The following is a 19,295-nucleotide window of genomic DNA, read 5'->3' on the forward strand; positions in this document are numbered from 1 at the left end:
CCGGTTCAGCAAAGGGCTTGCGAACGCAGCTCAGTACTCAGTACTTGCGGTTCGGGAACTCCTTGGCCGCCACGTCCATCGGGAAGATGCCTTCCTTGGTGACGATGCGCTTGGGCACGGTCTTGCCGGCCAGCACGGCGCGCGCGGTATCCATCAGCTGCGGCCCGAGCAGCGGGCTGCATTCCACCGTAACGTTCAGCTTGCCGGCCATCATGGCTTCAAACGCGCCCTTCACGCCGTCAATGGAGATGATGGTGATGTCCTTGCCCGGCTTGAGCCCAGCCTCTTCAATGGCCTGGATGGCGCCAATCGCCATGTCGTCGTTGTGCGCGAACAGCACGTTGATCTTCTTGCCCTCGGCCTTGAGGAAGGCTTCCATCACCTCTTTGCCCTTGGCGCGGGTGAAGTCGCCGGTTTGCGAGCGGATGATCTTGTAGTGCGAGTCGGCCTTGATGATCTCTTCAAAGCCGCGCTTGCGGTCGATGGCAGGCGCTGAGCCGACAGTGCCTTGCAGCTCGACGATGTTCACGTCGCCGCCCTTGGGCTTGACGTTTTCCAGCAGCCAACGGCCCGCCTTGCGGCCTTCCTCGACGAAATCCGAACCGATGAAGGTGGTGTAGAGCGAGGGGTCCTTGCTGTCGATACCCCGGTCGGTGAGGATGACCGGAATCTTGGCTGCCTTGGCCTCTTGCAGCACGGTGTCCCAGCCGGATTCCACCACTGGCGAGAACGCAATGACATCCACCTTCTGCGCGATGTACGAGCGGATCGCCTTGATCTGGTTTTCCTGCTTCTGCTGCGCGTCGGAGAACTTCAGGTTCACGCCCTGCGCCTTGGCCGTCGATTTGATGGATTCCGAATTGGCGGTACGCCATTCGCTCTCGGCGCCCACCTGGGCAAAGCCCATGGTGAACGACTTGTCAGCCGCGTGAGCCGCTGTGGTCAAGCCCGTAGCCAGCAGCACACCGGCTGCGGCCAGGAAGGTCAACACGGTCCGTCTGGCGCCCGCGGCGCTCGTTTTTTCCATCGTTTGTCTCCTTTATGGTGGAACGCAGCGGGTGACTGCCCCCGGGGCTGCGCACGTCGTCTTTGCAACGCGGTACACGAGTCAAATCCGGCATGTGGCGCCCGTCTTCCCTTGCCGGTGATTCGTGGTGAGCCATGGTATTGACAGCCTGACATGACCGTCTAATGTTTTTTTGGGGGCCAACTGATATCGCTTTTGATATCAGACCTGGCGTTTGCGCATCGTGCAGCGCACCAAAATCGCGCGATGCGACGGCAGCCGTGCGGCCCGCTCAGCCAGAGCGGTAGCGGTGGCGCATGCCAAAAACCGAGCATGCATATCGAAAAAGCTTCGTTCCGCTGCATACGGCTGCTTCTTACACTGGGCGCACTTGTTATGACGAGTTCCGCGCCTGATGACGACTTCCAACCTGCACCGCCAACCGGCCCTGCCGCTCTATGAGCGGATCAAGGGCACGCTGCGCGAGGGCATTCTCAGTGGCCACTACGCGCCGGCATCACTGCTGCCGTCGGAAGCGGCCCTGGGCGAGCAGTTCAACGCCAGCCGCATCACCGTGCGTCAGGCGTTGGCCGATCTGCAGAACGAAGGGCTGATCTTCCGCCGCCACGGAAAAGGCACGTTTGTCAGCCAACCCAAGGCGTTCCAGAACGTGACGGCGCTGCAGGGCTTTGCCGAGGCGATGTCGGCACAAGGTCATGCCATTCGCAACCATGTGCTGAAGCTGCGGACAGTGCCCGCGCCGACCGATGTGGCACAGGCGCTGCAACTGCCGTCCGGTTCGCCCGTCACCGAATTGCTTCGCGTGCGGTTGCTGGATCAATTGCCGGTGTCGCTTGAGGTGACGTGGCTGCCGGAAGCACTTGGCAGCATCGTCGCCCGAGCGGACCTCGTCGCGCGCGATGTGTTTCTTGTGCTGGAGCAGGACGCAGGTGTGGCGCTCGGCCACGCGACGCTCGCCATTGATGCGGCATTGGCTGACCACGCCACCGCCGCAGCGCTCGACACGGGCGCGGGCGCAGCGCTGCTGCGCGTGGAGCGCCTGACGCATGACGCACAAGGCACGCCCATCGACTTTGAACGCCTCTATTTTCGTGGCGACGCTTTCCAGTACCGGCTCCGCCTGGATCGGCAAGTGGCGGCGCACGCGCAATCCATCCTTCCTCTGCAAGGCACTGTATGAACACGTTGGAACTGGAGTACGACCTCGTCGTCGTGGGCGGAGGCACGGCCGGCCCGATGGCGGCCATCAAAGCAAAAGAACGCAACCCCGCGCTGCGCGTGTTGCTGATCGACAAGGCGCACGTGAAGCGCAGCGGCGCCATCTCGATGGGCATGGATGGGCTGAACAACGCCGTCATTCCCGGGCATGCCACGCCGGAGCAATACACGCGCGAAATCACGCTGGCCAACGATGGCATCGTCGACCAATCGGCCGTGTATGCGTATGCACAGCACAGCTTTGCCACCATCGAGCAGCTCGACCGCTGGGGCGTGAAGTTCGAGAAGGACGAAACCGGCGACTACGCCGTCAAGAAGGTCCACCACATGGGCAGCTACGTGCTGCCGATGCCGGAGGGCCACGACATCAAAAAGGTGCTGTATCGGCAGCTCAAGCGTGCGCGAGTCGAGATCACCAACCGCATTGTCGTCACCCGTGTGCTGACGGATGCCAATGGCGCGGCTTGCGGCGTGCTCGGGTTCGATTGCCGCACTGCAGATTTTCTCGTGGTGCGCGCAAAGGCCGTGGTGCTGAGCTGCGGGGCTGCGGGGCGGCTTGGTTTGCCATCGTCGGGCTACCTGATGGGCACGTATGAGAACCCCACTAACGCAGGCGATGGCTATGCGATGGCGTATCACGCGGGCGCAGAGCTTGCCAACCTGGAATGCTTCCAGATCAACCCGCTCATCAAGGATTACAACGGCCCCGCCTGCGCGTATGTGACCGGCCCGCTGGGTGGCTACACCGCCAACGCCCACGGCGAACGCTTCATCCAGTGCGATTACTGGAGCGGCCAGATGATGTGGGAGTTCTACCAGGAGCTGCAGGGTGGGAAGGGCCCGGTATTTCTCAAGCTCGACCATCTGGCAGAAGAAACCATCCAGACCATCGAGACCATCCTGCACACCAACGAGCGACCCAGCCGCGGCCGCTTCCACGCCGGGCGCGGCACCGATTACCGCACGCAGATGGTGGAGATGCACATCTCGGAAATCGGCTTCTGCAGCGGGCATAGCGCGTCGGGCGTACACGTGAACGCGCGCGCGGAGACAACGGTGTGCGGGCTCTACGCCGCCGGCGACATGGCCGCCGTGCCGCACAACTACATGCTCGGCGCGTTCACGTATGGCTGGTTTGCGGGGCAGAACGCGGCGGACTACATCGCCGGCCGGCAAGGCGACGCCCGCATCGACGCCGAACAGATCACCCACGAGCGAGCGCGCATCTTTGCGCCGTTGCAGCGCGATCACGGCCTGGCTCCCGCCCAAGTGGAATACAAGCTGCGCCGCATGGTGAACGACTACCTGCAGCCGCCCAAGGTCACGCGCAAGATGGAGATCGGCCTGCGCCGCTTCGACGAGATTGCCGAAGACATCACGCACCTGCACGCGCGCAACCCGCACGAGCTGATGCGGTCAATGGAAGTCAGCTTCATCCGCGATTGCGCTGAGATGGCCGCACGCGCCTCACTCTTCCGCACCGAGAGCCGCTGGGGCCTGTATCACCACCGCGTGGACTACCCCGAGCGCGACGACGCCAACTGGTTCTGCCACACGCGCTTGTACAAGGACGCGCATGGCGCCATGGCCAGCCGCAAGCAGGCGGTTGAACCGTACGCCATCCCTGTCGATGTGCTCGGCACCGATTCCTACGCGCACCTGCGCATTCCGAAGGCTGCATGACCATGCAACAGACGACTGTTCATTTCACCCACACGCCGCACGACGTCACCTCACGCAGCAGTGCGCCCGTCACCATCGACGAAGCCAAGTGCATTGCCGATAAGGGCTGCACCGTGTGCGTCGACGTCTGCCCGCTCGACCTGCTGGCCATTGATCTGACCAAGGGCAAGGCCTTCATGCAATTCGACGAATGCTGGTACTGCATGCCCTGCGAGCAGGACTGCCCGACAGGCGCGGTCAGGGTCGACATCCCGTACCTGTTGCGCTGAGGTGACGATGACAACAACCCTCCTGGCGCGCCTGCGCGACGCAGATGCCACCACCCGCCGCGTTGCCCTGCTGCAGATCGCGGATGAAGAAGACGCCGATGCGCTGCCCAACGTGATTGCGCTGCTTGCGCACGACCCCGCGCCGGAGGTTCGACTCGAAGCGGCGCGCATCCTGGCGACATGGGAGCAGCCGGATACCGTGGCCGCGCTCGCCCGCGCGTTGGAAGACGTGGATGGCGCCGTGCGTGATGCGGCGGCAATCGGCCTGGGGGATTTGAAATCGCCCGACTCTGCGCCTGCGCTGTTGCCTTACGTAGACCACGCGAGCGCCTTTGTACGCGCCGCCGCGTTGCGCGGGCTTCGTGAGTTGCGCGTGCCCGAGAGCGAAACGCCCGCTCTGCACGCCTTGCGTGACGCCGACGCCGCCGTGCGCCGTGAGGCCGTTGCGGTGCTCGGCTGGCGCAAGCATGTGGGGGCATTGCCTGCATTGGCGGAACGCGCGCGTCATGACGCAGATGCCGAGGTACGCCGTGCCGCAGTGGGTGCCCTCGGCCTTGCCACCGATGCCACCGTGCTGCCGGCGCTGCTGGATGCACTGCACGACACCGCATGGCGCGTGCGCGAGGAAAGCGCCAGCACGCTCGGCAAGCTGCGGGCGCTCGCGCCTGACCCGGACGTCACGCAAGCGTTGGTCGATGCGCTGGCAGATGCGTATTGGCAAGTCCGTCTGCAAGCCGCCCGCGCGCTGGGCCGGTGGCGCGCCGCGCATGCCGTGGATGCGCTCGCCGCGCTGCTCGCGCACCCGATCAGCAATCTGCGCAAGGAGGCTGCGCTCGCATTGGGCGAGACCGGCGATGCCTCTGCCCTGCCCGCGTTGCGCACAGCAGAAGGCGATAGCGACCCGGAAGTCGTCAAGGCCGTGCGGATCGCATTGGCACAGATCGAGGGCGCCCGTGCAGCCGCCTGAGCACATCGACAACGACATCGCACAAGGCCGGTTGCGCCTGCACTGGGCGGACGCCATTGTGGCGCTAAGCCACGTGATGTTGCGCAAGGCATGCCGCTGTGCGGAGTGCCAGTTCAAGCGCCATCACGGCACGCCCATCAACGTGCCGGCCAACGTGCGCGTCACCACCGTCGAGCCCGCTGGTTACGGTATGCAACTGGTGTTCAGCGATGGGCATGCGCGCGGCATTTATCCGTGGGCGTATCTGGCCGAGTTAGCCGCAACTGCCGCGGCCGGCTGAACGTGGCGGGCTCGCATCCATCAGAAGTTGCCGAACCGGCCAACCCAGGCGGCGGCGCCTTTGCTATGGCCCTTGATTGCGGCGTCCAGTTCAGCGCGCGTGAGCCCATTGGGCAGCGCGTCCGGCGCCAGATCCGTGGCGATTAGCACAAAGACGTAGTGGTGCATGCCGGTGCCCTTGGGCGGACACGGCCCGAGGTAGGCCGGCTTGCCGATGGCGTTCTGGCCCATGCGCAAAGCACCGCCGGTGCCAGCGCCTTCGGGCAGGCTCGTCTGCGCAGCCGGGATGCCGTAGGCCATCCAGTGGTTCACGCCCAGGCCGCCCGCGCCCTGCGGGTCGGTGGCGATCAGCACGAGGCTGTTGGTACCGGCGGGCACGTTGGACCAGTGCACCGGCGGCGAGACGTTGTCTCCCGTGCAGTTGGCGTTGGCGGGGTTCTTGCCGGCGTATTTGCGGTCCATGACGCCGTTGTCGGCAAACGCGGGGGACTCGACGGTGAACGTGCCATCGGCCTGCGCATGCACATGCGGCACAGCAGACAGGCACGCCAGCGACAACAACGCGCGAAACAGGGTTGGCTTCAAGGCAGGTCTCCTGGCAGGAAAAGCGGCAAACGGGCACAACAATACGCGAATGCGCAGCCCGTGCGCAGAGGCATCAACGCACAGATGGACGTCAGATTGCCGTGCGACAATACCGCGCCCCAGCGCAGCGTTTGCCGCGCGCTCTTGCCTGACCTGACCATAGGAGAACCGGACGCATGTTCGGCGATATCACGCGTTTTCTGCTCGACACGATCTTCTCGCTCTTTGGCGCGGCACTGCTGCTGCGCGCCTGGACGCAAGCGGTGCGGCTGTCACCGCGCAATCCGCTGTCGCAGGCCATCTTCCAGTTGACCGGCTGGCTGGTGCATCCGCTGCGCCGCGTGATTCCGGCCACGGGCTATATCGATTGGTCGTCGCTGGTGGCGGCCTATGCCACGGCGCTTGTGTATCTGTTCCTGCTGCTGGCATCGGTGGGCGTGAGCCCGATGGCGCTCGTGCCGATGGGCTTTGTGGCGGCGCTCTTTACGGTGCTCAAGTGGGCGTTCAACGTTCTGGTGTGGGTGACCATTGCGTCGGCCGTGCTGTCATGGATGGGGCCGGCATCGCCCATGGGCGCGGTATTGAACACGCTGGTCGATCCGCTGTTGCGCCCGATCCGCCGCGTGGTGCCGCCGCTGGGCGGCCGGCTCGATCTGTCTCCGCTGATCCTGCTGGTGATTGCGCAGGTGATCGTGATCGCGCTGTCGCATCTGTCGCTCTCGCCGTTGTTCATGTGAGGGCGGCACGCGCCTTGCTCGACTGAGGGATATGCCGGCCGCTGCATCTGGCCGGCACCTCAGGAGGACATCATGAACGCATGGAAAACAGCGCTGGTCTGCGCGATTGTCGTGCTGGCTCCCACGCTCACGGCGTGTACGGCAGGCGGCGCAGTGGCAGGCGGTGTGGCCGGCCACGAGATCACGCATAGCACAGCCGGGACGATCGGGGGTGCCGCAGCCGGCGCCGTCATCGGGCACGAGCTGAGCAAGTAACCAAGTAATCAAGTAATCAATACAGCGGCCGACCAGCCGCTTTTTTTTCAGGCTTGCGCAAACAACGCCCGGTAGGCGCTGGGTGACGTGTGATACGTCCGGCTGAAATGCTGCCGCAGCGATACCGCGCTGCCGAACCCCGCCAGTTGCGCAATCGCTTCGACCGGCTGGCGTGTGGTCTCCAGCATGCGCTGCGCATAGGCCAGACGCTGCCCGAGCAACCATTGGCCGACGGTGGTTCCCGTCAACTCACGAAAGCGCCGCGTGAAATTGCGGCGGCTCATGGCCGCGCGCTCGGCCAGCGAGTCGAGCGAATGTGGCTCCGCCAGGTTGGCCACCGTCCAGTTCAACAGGTCCGACAGGCGATCGCCGCCTGGCGCATCGTGCAGCGGTTGCTCGATGTATTGCGCCTGGCCGCCCTGCCGGTGAGGCGCCACCACCAGCCGCCGTGCAATCCGGTTGGCCACCTCCGCGCCATGCCAGCGGCGCACCAGGTGCAGGCAGCAATCCAGCCCGGCGGCCGTGCCTGCGGATGTCACCAGCCGGCCGTCGGCGGCGTCCAGATACAGCACATCCGGTACAAGCTTCACACGCGGGTAGCGCTGCGAGAACGCATCGGCGGCGCTCCAGTGCGTGGTTGCCTCATGGCCGTCGAGCACACCTGCCTCCGCCAGCACAAAGGCGCCCAGGCACAGGCCGACCACCGTAGCGCCGCGCGCGTAGGCGTCGCGTACCACGTTCACCATGGCCGCCGGCGGCCGCTCCTTCGTATCGCGCCATGACGGCACGATCAGCACGTCGGCGCGGGCAGCGTCTTCAAGTGTGAAGTCGGTCTGCACGGCAAACCCGGCAGTGGTGCGCAGGCCGCCCTTCCTGGCCGGCTCCCCCGCACAGATGCGCAGGTTGTAGGACGGCAGCCCCGCCCAGATGCGGTCTTCAAACACGAGACACGGCACGGACAGGTGAAACGGGCTGATGTCGTTGAATGCCAGAACGGCGATTTCCTGAGGATGCTGAGTTTGCTGAGGTGGCATACGGGGCTCCGCGCTTTGGCCCGATTCTTTCGATAAACGTCTTCCGGGCCACTGTCGGGAAGGATAGACATTCGCGAAGATGCTGTCCACGGGCTCACGCAACTGCCCGCTCCAACCGACCTTGAGGAGTCAGCCATGACCACGAACAACACCCCGAAGCGCGCCCTGATCGTCATTGATGTGCAGAACGAATACTTCACGGGCGGCTTGCCGATCGAGTATCCGGACCCGCAACAGACTGTGGCCAACGTTGGTGCTGCCATGGATGCGGCGCGCGAAGCCGGCATTCCGGTGATCGTCGTGCAGCAGACCTCGCCGGCCAGCTCGCCGCTGTTTGCCATCGACACCGATGGCTGGCAACTGCACCCGGTGGTGGCATCGCGCCCGCATGACCACTATCTGCGCAAGCTGCTGCCCAGCGCCTATCCGGAGACGGACCTGGCGCAATGGCTGGAAGCACGCGGCATCGATACGCTCGCCGTGGTCGGCTACATGACGCACAACTGCGACGCATCGACCATCAACCACGCCCTGCACAACGGCACGGCGGTGGAGTTCCTGCACGATGCATCAGGCGCGGTGCCGTATCAGAACCAAGCCGGCTTTGCGAGTGCGGAAGAGATCCACCGCGTGTTCAGCGTGGTGCTGCAATCGCGCTTCGCGGCGGTGATGTCGACCCAGGAATGGGTGCACAGCGTGAAGACCGGCGCGGTGCCGGTGCGCGACAACATCTACAAGTCGAATCAGCGGGCGCGCGGGCTGCTCAAGGATGAAGTGGCGCAACAGGCAGCCTGACCGTTCAGCCGGCCGCCCCTTCTTCGGCCGGCAGAAACCCGCGGAACGACACCTCCACCTGCTCCACCATCGACGCCGATGTGGCTTCGCGCAGGGCCGCCAGCAACGCATCGAACGCGCTTTCCACGGAGGCGCGGTCGGTGGCCTCGACCAGGCGCTGGCGGATCGGATGCTCGGCCGAGCTGAATGTGCGTGCCGCAATGTCCATGAGGTACATGCGCGCCGCCGCCAGCGAACGCTTGCGCGCCGGTGCTGCGGAGGCACCCGCCTTGGGTGCTTCGGGTGCCTCGGGCTGCGGCTCGGCCACCTGAACGAAGACGGCGTCGCCGGCAACATCGGTTGCGCTCTGAATGAACCCGGCCTGCATCAGCTCGAACACGGCCTGCGCCTCCAGGCCGAGCTGACCGGCACGCACGGCAAGGTCCTCGCCCGTGACGTGGCCATCCACCATGATCAGCAGTGCTCGGCTTGTGCGGCTGAGCGCGCCGTTGCGCGTGGCAATTTCACGGCGCCCCGCGTCGGTTTTTTCGAATCGTGCAGATAACCCCTGCATGGCAGCCTCCTATCCTCCCCCGAAGATCGGCACAACATAGGGTGGCTTGTTTGCAGAATCGTGAAACCAGGACGCCTCCCTCTCAGGCGGCACCGGGCAAACGCTTGCACTCAGGTGGATGTCGGCAAATCCAGACACCCTCCCCCGGAGGGGGGCTGACAACGCGCACGTATCGTTGATGCGGCCGCCGCCGGCATGGCCTGACGCCGCATCGCCGGCCCGCTATTGCCTGCGCGTTCTTCCAGCTCTACTATTTGTTGTTACCGGTACCAAAATCGCATCACAAGCCTCCGGAAACCTCCACGCCGATTCCCCGCAGAGGGAACCCAGTTCCACATCACGACCGAGACACCATGCCCACCCAACCCCCACGCAGACTACGCAGCCAGCTTTGGTTCGACGATCCGAGCCACGCAGACATGACTGCCCTCTATGTCGAACGCTTCATGAACTACGGCCTGACGCGCGAAGAGCTGCAGTCGGGCCGGCCGATCATCGGCATTGCACAAACGGGTAACGATTTGGCGCCGTGCAATCGGCACCACCTGGAACTGGCGCAGCGTGTGAAGGCCGGCATACGGGACGCGGGCGGCATTCCGATGGAGTTTCCGGTTCACCCGCTTGCCGAACAAAGCCGCCGCCCGACCGCTGCGCTCGACCGCAATCTCGCCTATCTCGGCCTGGTGGAGATCTTGCACGGGTTCCCGCTTGACGGTGTTGTGCTGACGACCGGTTGCGACAAGACCACGCCCGCCTGCCTGATGGCCGCCGCCACGGTCGACCTGCCGGCAATCGTGCTGTCTGGCGGGCCGATGCTGGACGGCTGGCACGATGGCAGACGGGTCGGCTCCGGCACCGTCATCTGGCATGCGCGCAACCGGCTGGCTGCCGGCGACATCGACTACGAAGGCTTCATGGAGTTGACCACCGCGTCGTCACCGTCGATCGGCCACTGCAACACGATGGGCACCGCGCTTTCGATGAACAGCCTGGCCGAAGCGCTGGGCATGTCGCTGCCTGGGTGTGCCAGCATTCCGGCGGCGTATCGGGAGCGCGGACAAATGGCCTATGCCACCGGCAAGCGCATCGTCGACCTGGTGCACGAAGACATTCGCCCCTCGAAAATCATGACGCGCGCGGCGTTCGAGAACGCCATCATGGTGGCCTCGGCGCTGGGCGCGTCGACCAACTGCCCTCCTCACCTCATCGCCATCGCGCGCCACATGGGCGTGGAACTGAGCCTCGAAGACTGGCAGCGCCACGGAGAATCGGTTCCGCTTCTGGTGAACTGCATGCCGGCAGGCGAATACCTGGGTGAGAGCTTCCACCGCTCGGGCGGCGTGCCGGCCGTATTGCGCCAGCTCGACGCGGGCGGCTTGCTGCGGCGCGATTGCCCCACCGTGTCGGGCCGCATGATCGGCGCGATTGCCGATGCCGCCCCTGCCGCCGACAGCGACGTGATTTTTCCTGTGGATGCACCGCTGAAGCACCGCGCGGGGTTCATCGTGCTGTCGGGCAACTTCTTCGACAGCGCCATCATGAAGATGTCGGTGGTGGGCGAGGCGTTCCGGCAAACCTACCTGAGCGAACCCGGCGCGGAAAACGTCTTCGAGACGCGAGCGATCGTCTTCGATGGCCCCGAGGACTATCACGCCCGCATCAACGATCCGGCCCTCGCCATTGACGAGCGCTGCATCCTGGTCATCCGTGGCTGCGGAACGGTCGGCTATCCGGGCAGTGCCGAGGTCGTCAACATGGCACCGCCGGCGGCGCTCGTTAAGCAAGGGATCGAATCGCTGCCGTGCATGGGCGATGGCCGGCAGAGCGGCACCTCCGCAAGCCCGTCCATCTTGAACATGTCTCCGGAGGCGGCAGCGGGTGGCGGCCTCGCGCTATTGCGCACGGGCGACCGCATCCGCGTGGACCTCAATGCGCGCAAGGTTGATGTATTGATCGACGCGGACGAGCTTGAACGCCGCCGTGAAAGCGCAACGTTCAGCGTGCCGCAGTCACAAACGCCTTGGCAGGAAATCTATCGAAAGTTCGTCGGGCAGCTTTCAACAGGCGGATGCCTGGAGCCGGCAACGCTGTATCTGAATGTCATCGAGACGCGCGGCAATCCACGGCACTCGCATTGACGCAGGAAGCAGCCGGCGGCGCGCTGCCGGCTACGCACTCTCGCGCTCGACAACGCTGAATTCGATGTGCGAGAGCTTGCGCGCGCCCGTGGCCTCGCTAACGCCCAGCGCATCGAGCAATACCTCGCCCGTGCGCAGCCCGATGCCATAGGCATCGACGGAGATCGTCGTGATGGTCGGGTGGCAACACCACGCGACTTCAAAATTGCCGAACCCTGCAACAGCGATGTCGCCGGGCACGGACAGGCCGCGCCGATGGCATTCCATGATGGCGCCGAATGCGGACATGTCGCTCACGCACATCACGGCATCGGTATCGGGCCACGCTTCCAGCAAGGCGGCCATGGCAGGCCCGCCGTGGCTCATGGTGATGGGCGAGTCGCCCAGGCGGATCACGCGCGGCTCGCCAAGGCCAAGCGCCTTGATTCCGCTTACGTATCCGCGCAGGCGGTCCGTACCGCGCCGGTCCAGCTCGCTTGCGCCGCACAGGAAACCGATGCGCCGGTAGCCCCGCGCGTACAGGTGACGCAGCATCGCGAGCGACGCCTTGGCGTTCGAGAACCCGACCGCCTTATCGATCGGGCGCTCAGGCAGATCCCACATCTCGACGATCGGGATGCCGGCGCGCTCCAGTAGCGCGCGCGTGCCTGCACTGTGGTGGCGCCCTGTCAATGCGATGCCACGCGGCTGATGGCGCAGAAGCGACTTCACCAGCGCCTCTTCCTGGTCGAGGTGGTAATCGGTGTCACCCAGCAGCAATTGCAGGCCATGCGGCGCAAGCGCATCCGTCAGCCCGCGCACGGTATCGGCAAAGTTGGAACTGGCCAGCGACGGCACCAAGGCAGCGACGAATTCCGACCGGCCGCTGGACAGCATCCCGGCAGCGGCCGTTGCAACGTAACCGAGCGCATCGATGGCCTGTTGCACACGGGCACGGGTTGCGGGCGACACGCTGCCGCCTGCCAGCACCCGCGATACCGTCATCTTCGACACGCCGGCAATGCGCGCCACATCGGACATGCGAGGAGGTGTGGGGCCGGTGGTCATTGAGAAACGTCTATGCGCAAGGGGAAAGAGGAAAGGGAGTGGCGATCATAGCGGAACCGGCGATGATGCAGCCGGGCGCTAGGCCTGCGCCAGCGCGCGGCCGATGCGGTCCGCCATGCCGGCAACACCAACAACGAGGCGCTTCTCCCTGCGGGCATCCAGTCGGCCGATGGGCACGCTGGAACTCACGGCAACGTGCTTTCCCAGCGGCGTGACACCGACGAACGCAGCAAAGCAGGCCAGCCCCGCTACCACCTCCTCACGCTCCGTCGCCAGCCCCCGCACGCGAATGCTTTCAAGCTCGTGGAGGAGATCGGCCCGGCGCGTGGTGGTGCGCTCCGTCATGGCGGCAAGACGGGCAGGCAGCAGCGCGCACACCGCTTCGTCATCAAAGCTGGCGAGAAGCGCCTTGCCCAGCGCGCAGCAATGCGCCGGCAGGCGCAGGCCGACATCCGACACAAGGCGGACCGGCCGCGGCGCATCCTCTCGCGCGATGTACACGACTTCCGTGCCGTCGAGCACGGCAAGCTGGACGACCTCGTTGTGTGTGGCCACGAAGGCGGCGGACTCACGCCGGAACGCGGCCAACAAGCTGTCGTGGCGGAAATAGGCGTTGCCCAGCTCAAACAGGGTCAGGCCGATCAGATAGCCGTCGGCCCGCTTTTCGATCCAGCGGCGCTTTTCCAGAGACTCCAGCAGCAGGTACAGCGTGCTTCGGGACATGCCCGTCGCCTGCGCCAATGCGGCCGGACGGACGGGAGACGTTGCCGCGCAAAGTATTTCCAGCACGTCATGAATACGCTTGAGTGCTGGCACCTCGTAGTCTGTCTTCACAGAAAACCTGCTCCGCTCATGATTGGCTCGATTGTCCAACAGGTTGGAAATTGCGTCACCGTGTTGGACACCCCGCATCGCCGTCTCTACGATCACGCGGGTTCCCTGCCAACACGGGTGTCCAATTTATGGAGCGCACATGACCGCCATCGCCAACTATTTGCCGCACGATCTGGAGCAATCAACGCTCGTTGGTCGGGTCTGGCGTACGACTGCCAACGGCGAGGGGCCTTCTGTCGTGGTGGTGCGCAATGGTGTCGTGTTCGACATCACGGAAGCCGTGCCAACGGTGGCAGATCTGTTCGAGCATCCTGACGCACTGGCCGTGGCCCGGCAGGCATCGGGCGAAAACCTGGGCCGCGTCGAACCGCTTGTCGAACGCTCCCTGGCCGTCGATCGCACGGGCAGCGCGCCAACCCTGCTTGCGCCGAACGACCTCCAGGCGATCAAGGCGTGCGGGGTGACGTTCGCGGTCAGCCTGATCGAGCGGGTGATCGAAGAACAGGCCGGCGGCGACCCGGCCAAGGCCCGCGACGTGCGCGAGTCGATTGTCGGCGTGGTGGGCTCGGACCTCTCCAAGATCGAGCCCGGCTCCGATGCTGCCATGCGGCTCAAGGAGGAACTGCAGCGCCGGGGCGCATGGTCGCAGTACATGGAAGTCGGTATCGGCCCAGATGCGGAAGTGTTCTCCAAATCGCAGCCGATGTCGGCGGTCGGGTTCGGCGCCGACGTGGGCCTGCATCCGGCCTCGCGCTGGAACAACCCGGAGCCGGAGATCGTGCTGGCGGTCAGCAGCGCCGGCCATGTCCTCGGGGCAGCGCTCGGCAACGACGTGAACTTGCGCGACATCGAAGGGCGTTCGGCATTGCTGCTGGGCAAATGCAAGGACAACAACGGCTCCTGCGCGATCGGCCCGTTTGTGCGCCTGTTTGACGAGCACTTCACGATCGACACGATTCGCGCGACGCAGGTGTCGCTGCGTGTTGAAGGCACGGACGACGACTTCACGCTCGACGGCGTAAGCCACATGAGCGAGATCAGCCGCGACCCGCTCGACCTCGTCGCCCAGACCTGCGGGCCGCATCACCAGTACCCAGACGGCTTCATGCTGTTTCTCGGCACGATGTTCTCGCCGATCAAGGACCGTGACGCACCGGGTGCCGGCTTCACACACCACCTCGGCGACCGCGTAACGATCAGCGCCCCTGCGCTCGGCGCGCTCGTCAACACGGTACGCCTGTCGACAGAGATCGCGCCGTGGACGTTCGGTGTCCGCGCCCTGTATCGCAACCTGGCGGCACGCGGGCTCGTCCGTCAGGGCTGACCTATCGTCGCTACCGAAACCGCCTCAGAAAACGCCACCGCACAGTCCGTGGAAGGCAGCCCCTTGACCGGCGCGCGGAACGTGAACAATCCGCCGGCAAGCGGCTGCTCCCGCAACGCCTCGTCCGTCAGGCCCTTTCGGGCGGTGGTTGCATAGACCGTCTGCAAGTCATCGCCGCCAAATGCGAGCTTGGTGATGTTGGAACACGGGAAGTCGACGCGCCCGATGCACCGGCCGTCGGGCGAGAACCGCTCGATCCGTCCTCCGCCAAACAGCGCGACCCACACGCACCCTTCTTCGTCGACCGCCATCCCGTCCGGGTAGCCGGTACCCTCGATCGCAGTGAAGACGCGCTTGCGTTGCAGGCTGCCGTCGTCGGCGAGGTCAAAGGCATAGACCACACGCTGCAAGGTATCTGTGTGATACAGCGTGCGGCCGTCGGGGCTCGCGGTCGGGCCATTCGTAATCACGTAGCCTGAATCGCGCACGCTCAGCCCGCCATCCAGACCGACGCGGTAGAGCTGCCCGCTCGGCTCGCGCTCCCCATCGTCCATCGAGCCAAACCACAGTGCCCCGGTGCGATCGACAAAGCCGTCGTTCAGACGGTTTCCCGGCCGATCGGTCTCGACCGGCAACACGCGACTGAAGCTGCCCGTTGCAAACGCGAACCGGTAAAGGCCGCCCTGCACGCCGCAGATCCAGTTGCCATCAACGCAAGGCAGCGCAAAGCCGATCTGGCCGGGCGCGACCCAGCTACGGCACACAGCGGTATCGGAGTCATATCGGTAGAGCCGTCTGCCTTTGATATCGACAAAGACCACGCAGCGCGATGCGGCGTGCCACACCGCGCCTTCGCCCAGCGTTGCCGCTACGCGCCAGACGCATTCCGGAATGATTTGCGCCTTCATCCGCCGTACCACCCAGCATCGACAAAGTACTCACGCGCCGTGCAACGCGCGGCATCGTCTGACGCAAGAAACAAGGCCATCCGCGCCACGTGTTCCGGCTCGACACGCTCATGCAGGCATTGCTCGGCCAGCAGCTTGGCTTCGCTCTCTGGCGATTGCCAAAGTGCCATCTGCCGCGGCGTGCGGACAGCGCCGGGCACGATGCAATTGACGCGGATACCGAATCCGCCAAGGTCGCGCGCAAGCCCACGCGTCAGGCCTTCAATGCCGGCCTTGGCCGTCATGTAGATGGCGAGGTCCGGCTGGGCAAGATGCCACGAGATGGACCCGAGGTTCAGGACCACGCCGCGCCCCAGCTTCTTCATGCCGGGCAGCACGGCTTGCGCGCAGAAGAACTGATGGCGCAGGTTCACCTCGATGCGGTTGTCCCAATAGGCCTGCGACACCGTTCCAATTTGATGGCGGTCATCATTCGCGGCGTTGTTGATCAGCACTTCGATGGGGCCCGTTTCGGCTTCAATGTCCGAGAACGTGGTGTTCAGCGCGTCGATATCGCGCAGGTCGCAGTAGCGGAAGACCGGCGGATGCACGCACTCGCCCAGCGACGCCGCCAGCGCCTCTGAGTCCGCACCCGCAATATCCAGAAACGTAACGCGCGCGCCCTGTTTGGCAAAGCCTTCGACGATGGCAGCACCAATGCCGCTACCGCCGCCGGTAATCAAAACGTTCTTGCTAACAAGGCTCGGATAAATTGCATAAGACATAGGAGATTCCAGTTACAGCAAAAGGGATAAAGCCCGAAGCGCAAATTCAGCGGCGGCCGGAGCGCGAGATGACATCCACCCAGACGGCCAGTACGAGGATGCCGCCCTTGACGATCATCTGCCAGTACGCATCCACGTCGAGCATGGACATGCCGTTGTCGAGACTGGCCATGACGAGCGCGCCGACCAGCGCGCCGTAGACCGTGCCCGCGCCGCCGCGCATTGACGTGCCCCCGATAAAGCAGGCCGCGATGGCATCCAGCTCGCCCATGGTTCCGGCGGACGGTGAGCCCGCAGCGAGACGCGCCGTATTGACGATGCCGGCGAACGCACACATCAGGCCCATGAGCCCGAAGATGGCCAGCTTCACGCGATCGGTGTTGATGCCCGACAGGCGCGTGGCCTCCAGGTTCGAACCCACGGAGTAGATACGGCGCCCGAACACGGTCTGGCTGGCAATCCACGAAAAAATGCCCAGTAGCGCCAGAACGAGCAAAACGGGCACCGGGATACCGCCATAACTGTTGAGCGTGGCGACAAATGCAACGATGACCGCGCCCGCAACAATCAACTTGGCGACGTCTTGCCATAGCGGGGCGACGTCAAGTTCATAGCGGCGGTGCTCACGCCGCTGCCTGATCACCACGAACACCAACAGGCAGAAGATCAGCACCGCCATCAGGTCACCCACCCGGCGGGGCAGATAGCCCTGGCCGATCAGCACGAAGCTGTCCGACACCGGCGCAATCGTCGAGCCATGTGTGAGGCCGAGCAGGATGCCGCGATACGCGAGCATGCCGCCCAGGCCAACGATGAAGGACGGAACGCCCCGGTAGGTTGACCACCATCCGTTGAACAGACCCATGGCCACCCCAAGCAGAAGCACCACAGGCACCGTCGCGACAATTGGCCAACCCAGTCCTTGATCGAGGATGGCAGCCACGCCGCCAAGCAAGCCCAACAGCGAACCGACGGAGAGATCGATCTCGCCCGCGATGATGACGAACACCATCCCGCAGGCCAGCATCCCCGTAATGGACATCTGCCGCAGCAGATTGGAGAGATTGCGAGGCGACGTAAATGCACCGTCGGTCAGCATCGAAAAGAACAGCCAGATCGCGGCCACGGCAATCAGCAACGCCAGGATCTTGTAGCGTGCGAAGAGTTGCCTCAGGCGCTGGGTTGCCTTGAGCGTGCTACGCGAAGGGTCCACCCCGCCGGCGGCTTGTGGGCTCGTCTGAGAAGTCATGCGTGGCCTACCTGATGAAAAGTGGATGCGTGCCGCACCGGTTGAATGGCTGCGGTCAGAATGTGTTCCTGCGTCAGCCCGTCGTTCACGAAGTCGCCACGCAGCTCACCCTCGCCGATCACCAGCACGCGATCCGAAATGCCGAGCACTTCCGGCAGCTCCGATGAAATGACGATGATGGCCATGCCGCGTTTGACCAAGTCGCCGATCAGCTTGTAGATCTCGTACTTGGCGCCGACATCCACACCGCGGGTCGGCTCATCCAGAATCAGGACGCGCGGCTCGGTAAGCAGCATGCGAGTGAGGACGGCCTTTTGCTGATTGCCGCCCGACAGGCTGGCAATCGGCAGCATCGGATGCGCGGCACGCACGGCAAGCCGCCGCATCTCCTTGCGAATCGTGTCGAGTTCGGCCGCGCCGTCAATGCGCCCGAGACGCGAAAAACGCTGGAGGACTGCGAGCGTGATGTTGTGGCCGACACTCATCAGCGAGACGATGCCGTGACGTTTGCGGTCTTCCGGCACCATCGCAATGCCCGCACGAATGGCGTCAAGCGGCGCCCGGACTTTCAACGGTTTTCCGTCCAGTTCGAGCTCCACCTCACTGGCGCCTTCATACGCGCCAAAAACCGCCTGCATCAGCTCGGTGCGCCCTGCGCCGACCAGCCCCGCCACGCCAAGAATTTCACCCCGCCGCACCGAGAAAGACACATCGTTGACCCGCTTGCGAGCCGGGTTGTTCGCGTCGTAGCACGTCACATTGCGCGCCTCGAAAACAACCTCCCCGATGGGATGGGGTTCGCGCGGGAACAGTTGCGTAATCTCCCGCCCGACCATCTGCGCGATGATGCGGTCGGTGGTCAGGTCCGGCATCGGCGCGGTGGACACATGGCGGCCGTCGCGGATGACGGTGACCGTGTCGCACACTGCTTCCACCTCGTCGAGCTTGTGCGAGATGTAGACACACGCAATGCCGCGCGCCTTCAGGTCGCGGACGATATCGAGCAGGATGCGCGTTTCAGCCGCCGTAAGCGACGACGATGGCTCGTCCAGAATCAGCAGCTTGGCGCGCTTGTTGAGCGCCTTGGCGATTTCAATCAGTTGCTGATGGCCGCCACCGTAGTGCATCACAGGCAACGCGACGTTGATGCCCTGAATGTTCAGGTCACGCAGCAACTTGTCCGCACCCTGGTACATGGCCGAGTAGTTCATCCGGCCGCCGGGCAGCGTAATCTCGTTGCCGAGATAGATGTTCTCCGCCACCGACAATTCCGGCACCAGCATCAGTTCCTGATGGATGATGACGATGCCCGCACGCTCCGTGTCTCGAATGCCGCCGGCTTGGAGCGGTCGGCCTTCCCAGAGAATTTCGCCATCCCAGGTGCCGCTCGGGTACACACCGGAAAGCACCTTCATGAGCGTTGATTTTCCGGCGCCGTTCTCGCCGCACAGGCCAACACACTCGCCCGGCCTCACGGCCAGGTTGATACCGTCGAGCGCCTTCACACCGTCAAACGTCTTGACGATGCCGCGCATCTGCAACAGAGGTTCAGACATGCCTCGTCCTTGGGGTACGAACGCGGCCGGCGACAAAGCGTTGGCTCGCCGCCGGCACAAAGTGGGCCTGACT

The 19,295-nt window shown here is 64.5% G+C and carries 20 protein-coding genes; 10 read left to right on the top strand and 10 right to left on the bottom strand.

Annotated features, from left to right (window positions below):
* Positions 1 to 37: 37 nt before the first annotated feature.
* On the bottom strand, positions 38 to 1,027 hold the full coding sequence (locus tag DOD19_RS23115) for an ABC transporter substrate-binding protein (RefSeq protein ID WP_112188376.1): 990 nt from the start codon (positions 1,025 to 1,027) through the stop codon (positions 38 to 40).
* A gap of 394 nt (positions 1,028 to 1,421) precedes the next feature.
* Here DOD19_RS23115 and DOD19_RS23120 point away from each other — a divergent pair, with 394 nt between their 5' ends.
* From DOD19_RS23120 to DOD19_RS23140, 5 genes are read left to right on the top strand one after another with little or no spacing between them, the layout of a single operon-like run.
* Positions 1,422 to 2,207 (top strand): GntR family transcriptional regulator, encoded by a 786-nt coding sequence (locus DOD19_RS23120; protein WP_112188378.1) that lies wholly within the window; start codon positions 1,422 to 1,424, stop codon positions 2,205 to 2,207.
* Positions 2,204 to 3,928: a fumarate reductase/succinate dehydrogenase flavoprotein subunit gene (locus DOD19_RS23125; RefSeq protein WP_112188379.1), complete on the top strand. Its 1,725-nt coding sequence runs from the start codon at positions 2,204 to 2,206 to the stop codon at positions 3,926 to 3,928. The genes DOD19_RS23120 and DOD19_RS23125 overlap by 4 nt, the downstream gene beginning before the upstream one ends.
* A gap of 2 nt (positions 3,929 to 3,930) precedes the next feature.
* Entirely contained in the window at positions 3,931 to 4,197 is a 267-nt protein-coding gene (locus DOD19_RS23130; RefSeq protein ID WP_112188942.1) for a ferredoxin family protein, read from the top strand.
* A gap of 7 nt (positions 4,198 to 4,204) precedes the next feature.
* Complete coding sequence (locus DOD19_RS23135; RefSeq protein ID WP_112188381.1) at positions 4,205 to 5,164, top strand: HEAT repeat domain-containing protein; 960 nt, start codon at positions 4,205 to 4,207, stop codon at positions 5,162 to 5,164.
* Complete coding sequence (locus DOD19_RS23140; protein ID WP_024978454.1) at positions 5,151 to 5,444, top strand: DUF971 domain-containing protein; 294 nt, start codon at positions 5,151 to 5,153, stop codon at positions 5,442 to 5,444. The genes DOD19_RS23135 and DOD19_RS23140 overlap by 14 nt, the downstream gene beginning before the upstream one ends.
* 20 nt (positions 5,445 to 5,464) lie before the next feature.
* Here DOD19_RS23140 and DOD19_RS23145 read toward each other — a convergent pair whose 3' ends face one another.
* Positions 5,465 to 6,028 carry a YbhB/YbcL family Raf kinase inhibitor-like protein gene (locus tag DOD19_RS23145; protein ID WP_112188382.1) on the bottom strand — a complete coding sequence of 188 codons (564 nt, stop codon included), beginning with the start codon at positions 6,026 to 6,028 and terminating at the stop codon, positions 5,465 to 5,467.
* Positions 6,029 to 6,204: 176 nt separating this feature from the next.
* On the opposite strand from DOD19_RS23145, the gene DOD19_RS23150 reads away from it, so the two are divergent.
* Together DOD19_RS23150 and DOD19_RS23155 are read left to right on the top strand one after the other, a co-directional pair.
* Positions 6,205 to 6,765, top strand: coding sequence for a YggT family protein (locus tag DOD19_RS23150; RefSeq protein ID WP_024978452.1), 561 nt, complete (start codon positions 6,205 to 6,207; stop codon positions 6,763 to 6,765).
* A gap of 72 nt (positions 6,766 to 6,837) precedes the next feature.
* The gene (locus tag DOD19_RS23155; RefSeq protein ID WP_112188384.1) at positions 6,838 to 7,020 is read left to right on the top strand and encodes a glycine zipper 2TM domain-containing protein; all 183 of its coding nucleotides are present in this window, start codon (positions 6,838 to 6,840) and stop codon (positions 7,018 to 7,020) included.
* Positions 7,021 to 7,067: 47 nt separating this feature from the next.
* On the opposite strand, the gene DOD19_RS23160 is transcribed toward DOD19_RS23155, so the two are convergent.
* The gene (locus DOD19_RS23160) at positions 7,068 to 8,054 is read right to left on the bottom strand and encodes a helix-turn-helix domain-containing protein (RefSeq protein ID WP_112188386.1); all 987 of its coding nucleotides are present in this window, start codon (positions 8,052 to 8,054) and stop codon (positions 7,068 to 7,070) included.
* A gap of 135 nt (positions 8,055 to 8,189) precedes the next feature.
* Between DOD19_RS23160 and DOD19_RS23165 the strand changes: the two genes are divergently transcribed.
* A complete protein-coding gene (locus tag DOD19_RS23165) occupies positions 8,190 to 8,849 on the top strand; it encodes a cysteine hydrolase family protein (RefSeq protein ID WP_024978449.1) in 660 nt (219 codons plus the stop codon).
* Positions 8,850 to 8,853: 4 nt separating this feature from the next.
* Here the strand turns inward: DOD19_RS23165 and DOD19_RS23170 are convergent, their stop codons facing one another.
* Positions 8,854 to 9,402 carry a hypothetical protein gene (locus DOD19_RS23170; RefSeq protein ID WP_024978448.1) on the bottom strand — a complete coding sequence of 183 codons (549 nt, stop codon included), beginning with the start codon at positions 9,400 to 9,402 and terminating at the stop codon, positions 8,854 to 8,856.
* Positions 9,403 to 9,755: 353 nt separating this feature from the next.
* On the opposite strand from DOD19_RS23170, the gene DOD19_RS23175 reads away from it, so the two are divergent.
* Entirely contained in the window at positions 9,756 to 11,540 is a 1,785-nt protein-coding gene (locus tag DOD19_RS23175; protein ID WP_112188388.1) for an IlvD/Edd family dehydratase, read from the top strand.
* Positions 11,541 to 11,570: 30 nt separating this feature from the next.
* Here DOD19_RS23175 and DOD19_RS23180 read toward each other — a convergent pair whose 3' ends face one another.
* A complete protein-coding gene (locus DOD19_RS23180) occupies positions 11,571 to 12,587 on the bottom strand; it encodes a LacI family DNA-binding transcriptional regulator (protein WP_024978446.1) in 1,017 nt (338 codons plus the stop codon).
* Positions 12,588 to 12,665: 78 nt separating this feature from the next.
* Complete coding sequence (locus DOD19_RS23185; protein WP_112188390.1) at positions 12,666 to 13,421, bottom strand: IclR family transcriptional regulator; 756 nt, start codon at positions 13,419 to 13,421, stop codon at positions 12,666 to 12,668.
* Positions 13,422 to 13,560: 139 nt separating this feature from the next.
* Between DOD19_RS23185 and DOD19_RS23190 the strand changes: the two genes are divergently transcribed.
* On the top strand, positions 13,561 to 14,745 hold the full coding sequence (locus tag DOD19_RS23190) for a fumarylacetoacetate hydrolase family protein (RefSeq protein WP_112188392.1): 1,185 nt from the start codon (positions 13,561 to 13,563) through the stop codon (positions 14,743 to 14,745).
* On the opposite strand, the gene DOD19_RS23195 is transcribed toward DOD19_RS23190, so the two are convergent.
* Genes DOD19_RS23195 through xylG form a run of 4 tightly spaced genes read right to left on the bottom strand, consistent with a single transcriptional unit; the run spans position 14,736 to position 19,222 of the window.
* On the bottom strand, positions 14,736 to 15,653 hold the full coding sequence (locus DOD19_RS23195; RefSeq protein ID WP_024978443.1) for an SMP-30/gluconolactonase/LRE family protein: 918 nt from the start codon (positions 15,651 to 15,653) through the stop codon (positions 14,736 to 14,738). The two genes, DOD19_RS23190 and DOD19_RS23195, sit on opposite strands and share 10 nt — an antisense overlap.
* The gene (locus tag DOD19_RS23200) at positions 15,650 to 16,417 is read right to left on the bottom strand and encodes an SDR family oxidoreductase (RefSeq protein WP_112188394.1); all 768 of its coding nucleotides are present in this window, start codon (positions 16,415 to 16,417) and stop codon (positions 15,650 to 15,652) included. The genes DOD19_RS23195 and DOD19_RS23200 overlap by 4 nt, the downstream gene beginning before the upstream one ends.
* A 46-nt stretch (positions 16,418 to 16,463) precedes the next feature.
* Positions 16,464 to 17,666: a sugar ABC transporter permease gene (locus DOD19_RS23205; protein ID WP_112188396.1), complete on the bottom strand. Its 1,203-nt coding sequence runs from the start codon at positions 17,664 to 17,666 to the stop codon at positions 16,464 to 16,466.
* Complete coding sequence (gene xylG, locus DOD19_RS23210; RefSeq protein ID WP_112188398.1) at positions 17,663 to 19,222, bottom strand: D-xylose ABC transporter ATP-binding protein; 1,560 nt, start codon at positions 19,220 to 19,222, stop codon at positions 17,663 to 17,665. The genes DOD19_RS23205 and xylG overlap by 4 nt, the downstream gene beginning before the upstream one ends.
* Between the last annotated feature and the right edge of the window lie 73 nt (positions 19,223 to 19,295).

Origin of the sequence: Ralstonia sp. GX3-BWBA, from assembly GCF_003290055.1 — a bacterium.
Lineage (GTDB): Bacteria > Pseudomonadota > Gammaproteobacteria > Burkholderiales > Burkholderiaceae > Ralstonia > Ralstonia holmesii.

What these genes read in the sequence shown, in the direction of transcription:
- DOD19_RS23115 (WP_112188376.1), bottom strand. Translation starts at nt 1,027, where the DNA reads ATGGAAAAAACGAGCGCCGCGGGCGCCAGACGGACCGTGTTGACCTTC.
- DOD19_RS23120 (WP_112188378.1), top strand. Translation starts at nt 1,422, where the DNA reads ATGACGACTTCCAACCTGCACCGCCAACCGGCCCTGCCGCTCTATGAG.
- DOD19_RS23125 (WP_112188379.1), top strand. Translation starts at nt 2,204, where the DNA reads ATGAACACGTTGGAACTGGAGTACGACCTCGTCGTCGTGGGCGGAGGC.
- DOD19_RS23130 (WP_112188942.1), top strand. Translation starts at nt 3,931, where the DNA reads ATGCAACAGACGACTGTTCATTTCACCCACACGCCGCACGACGTCACC.
- DOD19_RS23135 (WP_112188381.1), top strand. Translation starts at nt 4,205, where the DNA reads ATGACAACAACCCTCCTGGCGCGCCTGCGCGACGCAGATGCCACCACC.
- DOD19_RS23150 (WP_024978452.1), top strand. Translation starts at nt 6,205, where the DNA reads ATGTTCGGCGATATCACGCGTTTTCTGCTCGACACGATCTTCTCGCTC.
- DOD19_RS23155 (WP_112188384.1), top strand. Translation starts at nt 6,838, where the DNA reads ATGAACGCATGGAAAACAGCGCTGGTCTGCGCGATTGTCGTGCTGGCT.
- DOD19_RS23160 (WP_112188386.1), bottom strand. Translation starts at nt 8,054, where the DNA reads ATGCCACCTCAGCAAACTCAGCATCCTCAGGAAATCGCCGTTCTGGCA.
- DOD19_RS23165 (WP_024978449.1), top strand. Translation starts at nt 8,190, where the DNA reads ATGACCACGAACAACACCCCGAAGCGCGCCCTGATCGTCATTGATGTG.
- DOD19_RS23170 (WP_024978448.1), bottom strand. Translation starts at nt 9,402, where the DNA reads ATGCAGGGGTTATCTGCACGATTCGAAAAAACCGACGCGGGGCGCCGT.
- DOD19_RS23175 (WP_112188388.1), top strand. Translation starts at nt 9,756, where the DNA reads ATGCCCACCCAACCCCCACGCAGACTACGCAGCCAGCTTTGGTTCGAC.
- DOD19_RS23180 (WP_024978446.1), bottom strand. Translation starts at nt 12,587, where the DNA reads ATGACCACCGGCCCCACACCTCCTCGCATGTCCGATGTGGCGCGCATT.
- DOD19_RS23190 (WP_112188392.1), top strand. Translation starts at nt 13,561, where the DNA reads ATGACCGCCATCGCCAACTATTTGCCGCACGATCTGGAGCAATCAACG.
- DOD19_RS23195 (WP_024978443.1), bottom strand. Translation starts at nt 15,653, where the DNA reads ATGAAGGCGCAAATCATTCCGGAATGCGTCTGGCGCGTAGCGGCAACG.
- DOD19_RS23200 (WP_112188394.1), bottom strand. Translation starts at nt 16,417, where the DNA reads ATGTCTTATGCAATTTATCCGAGCCTTGTTAGCAAGAACGTTTTGATT.
- DOD19_RS23205 (WP_112188396.1), bottom strand. Translation starts at nt 17,666, where the DNA reads ATGACTTCTCAGACGAGCCCACAAGCCGCCGGCGGGGTGGACCCTTCG.
- xylG (WP_112188398.1), bottom strand. Translation starts at nt 19,222, where the DNA reads ATGTCTGAACCTCTGTTGCAGATGCGCGGCATCGTCAAGACGTTTGAC.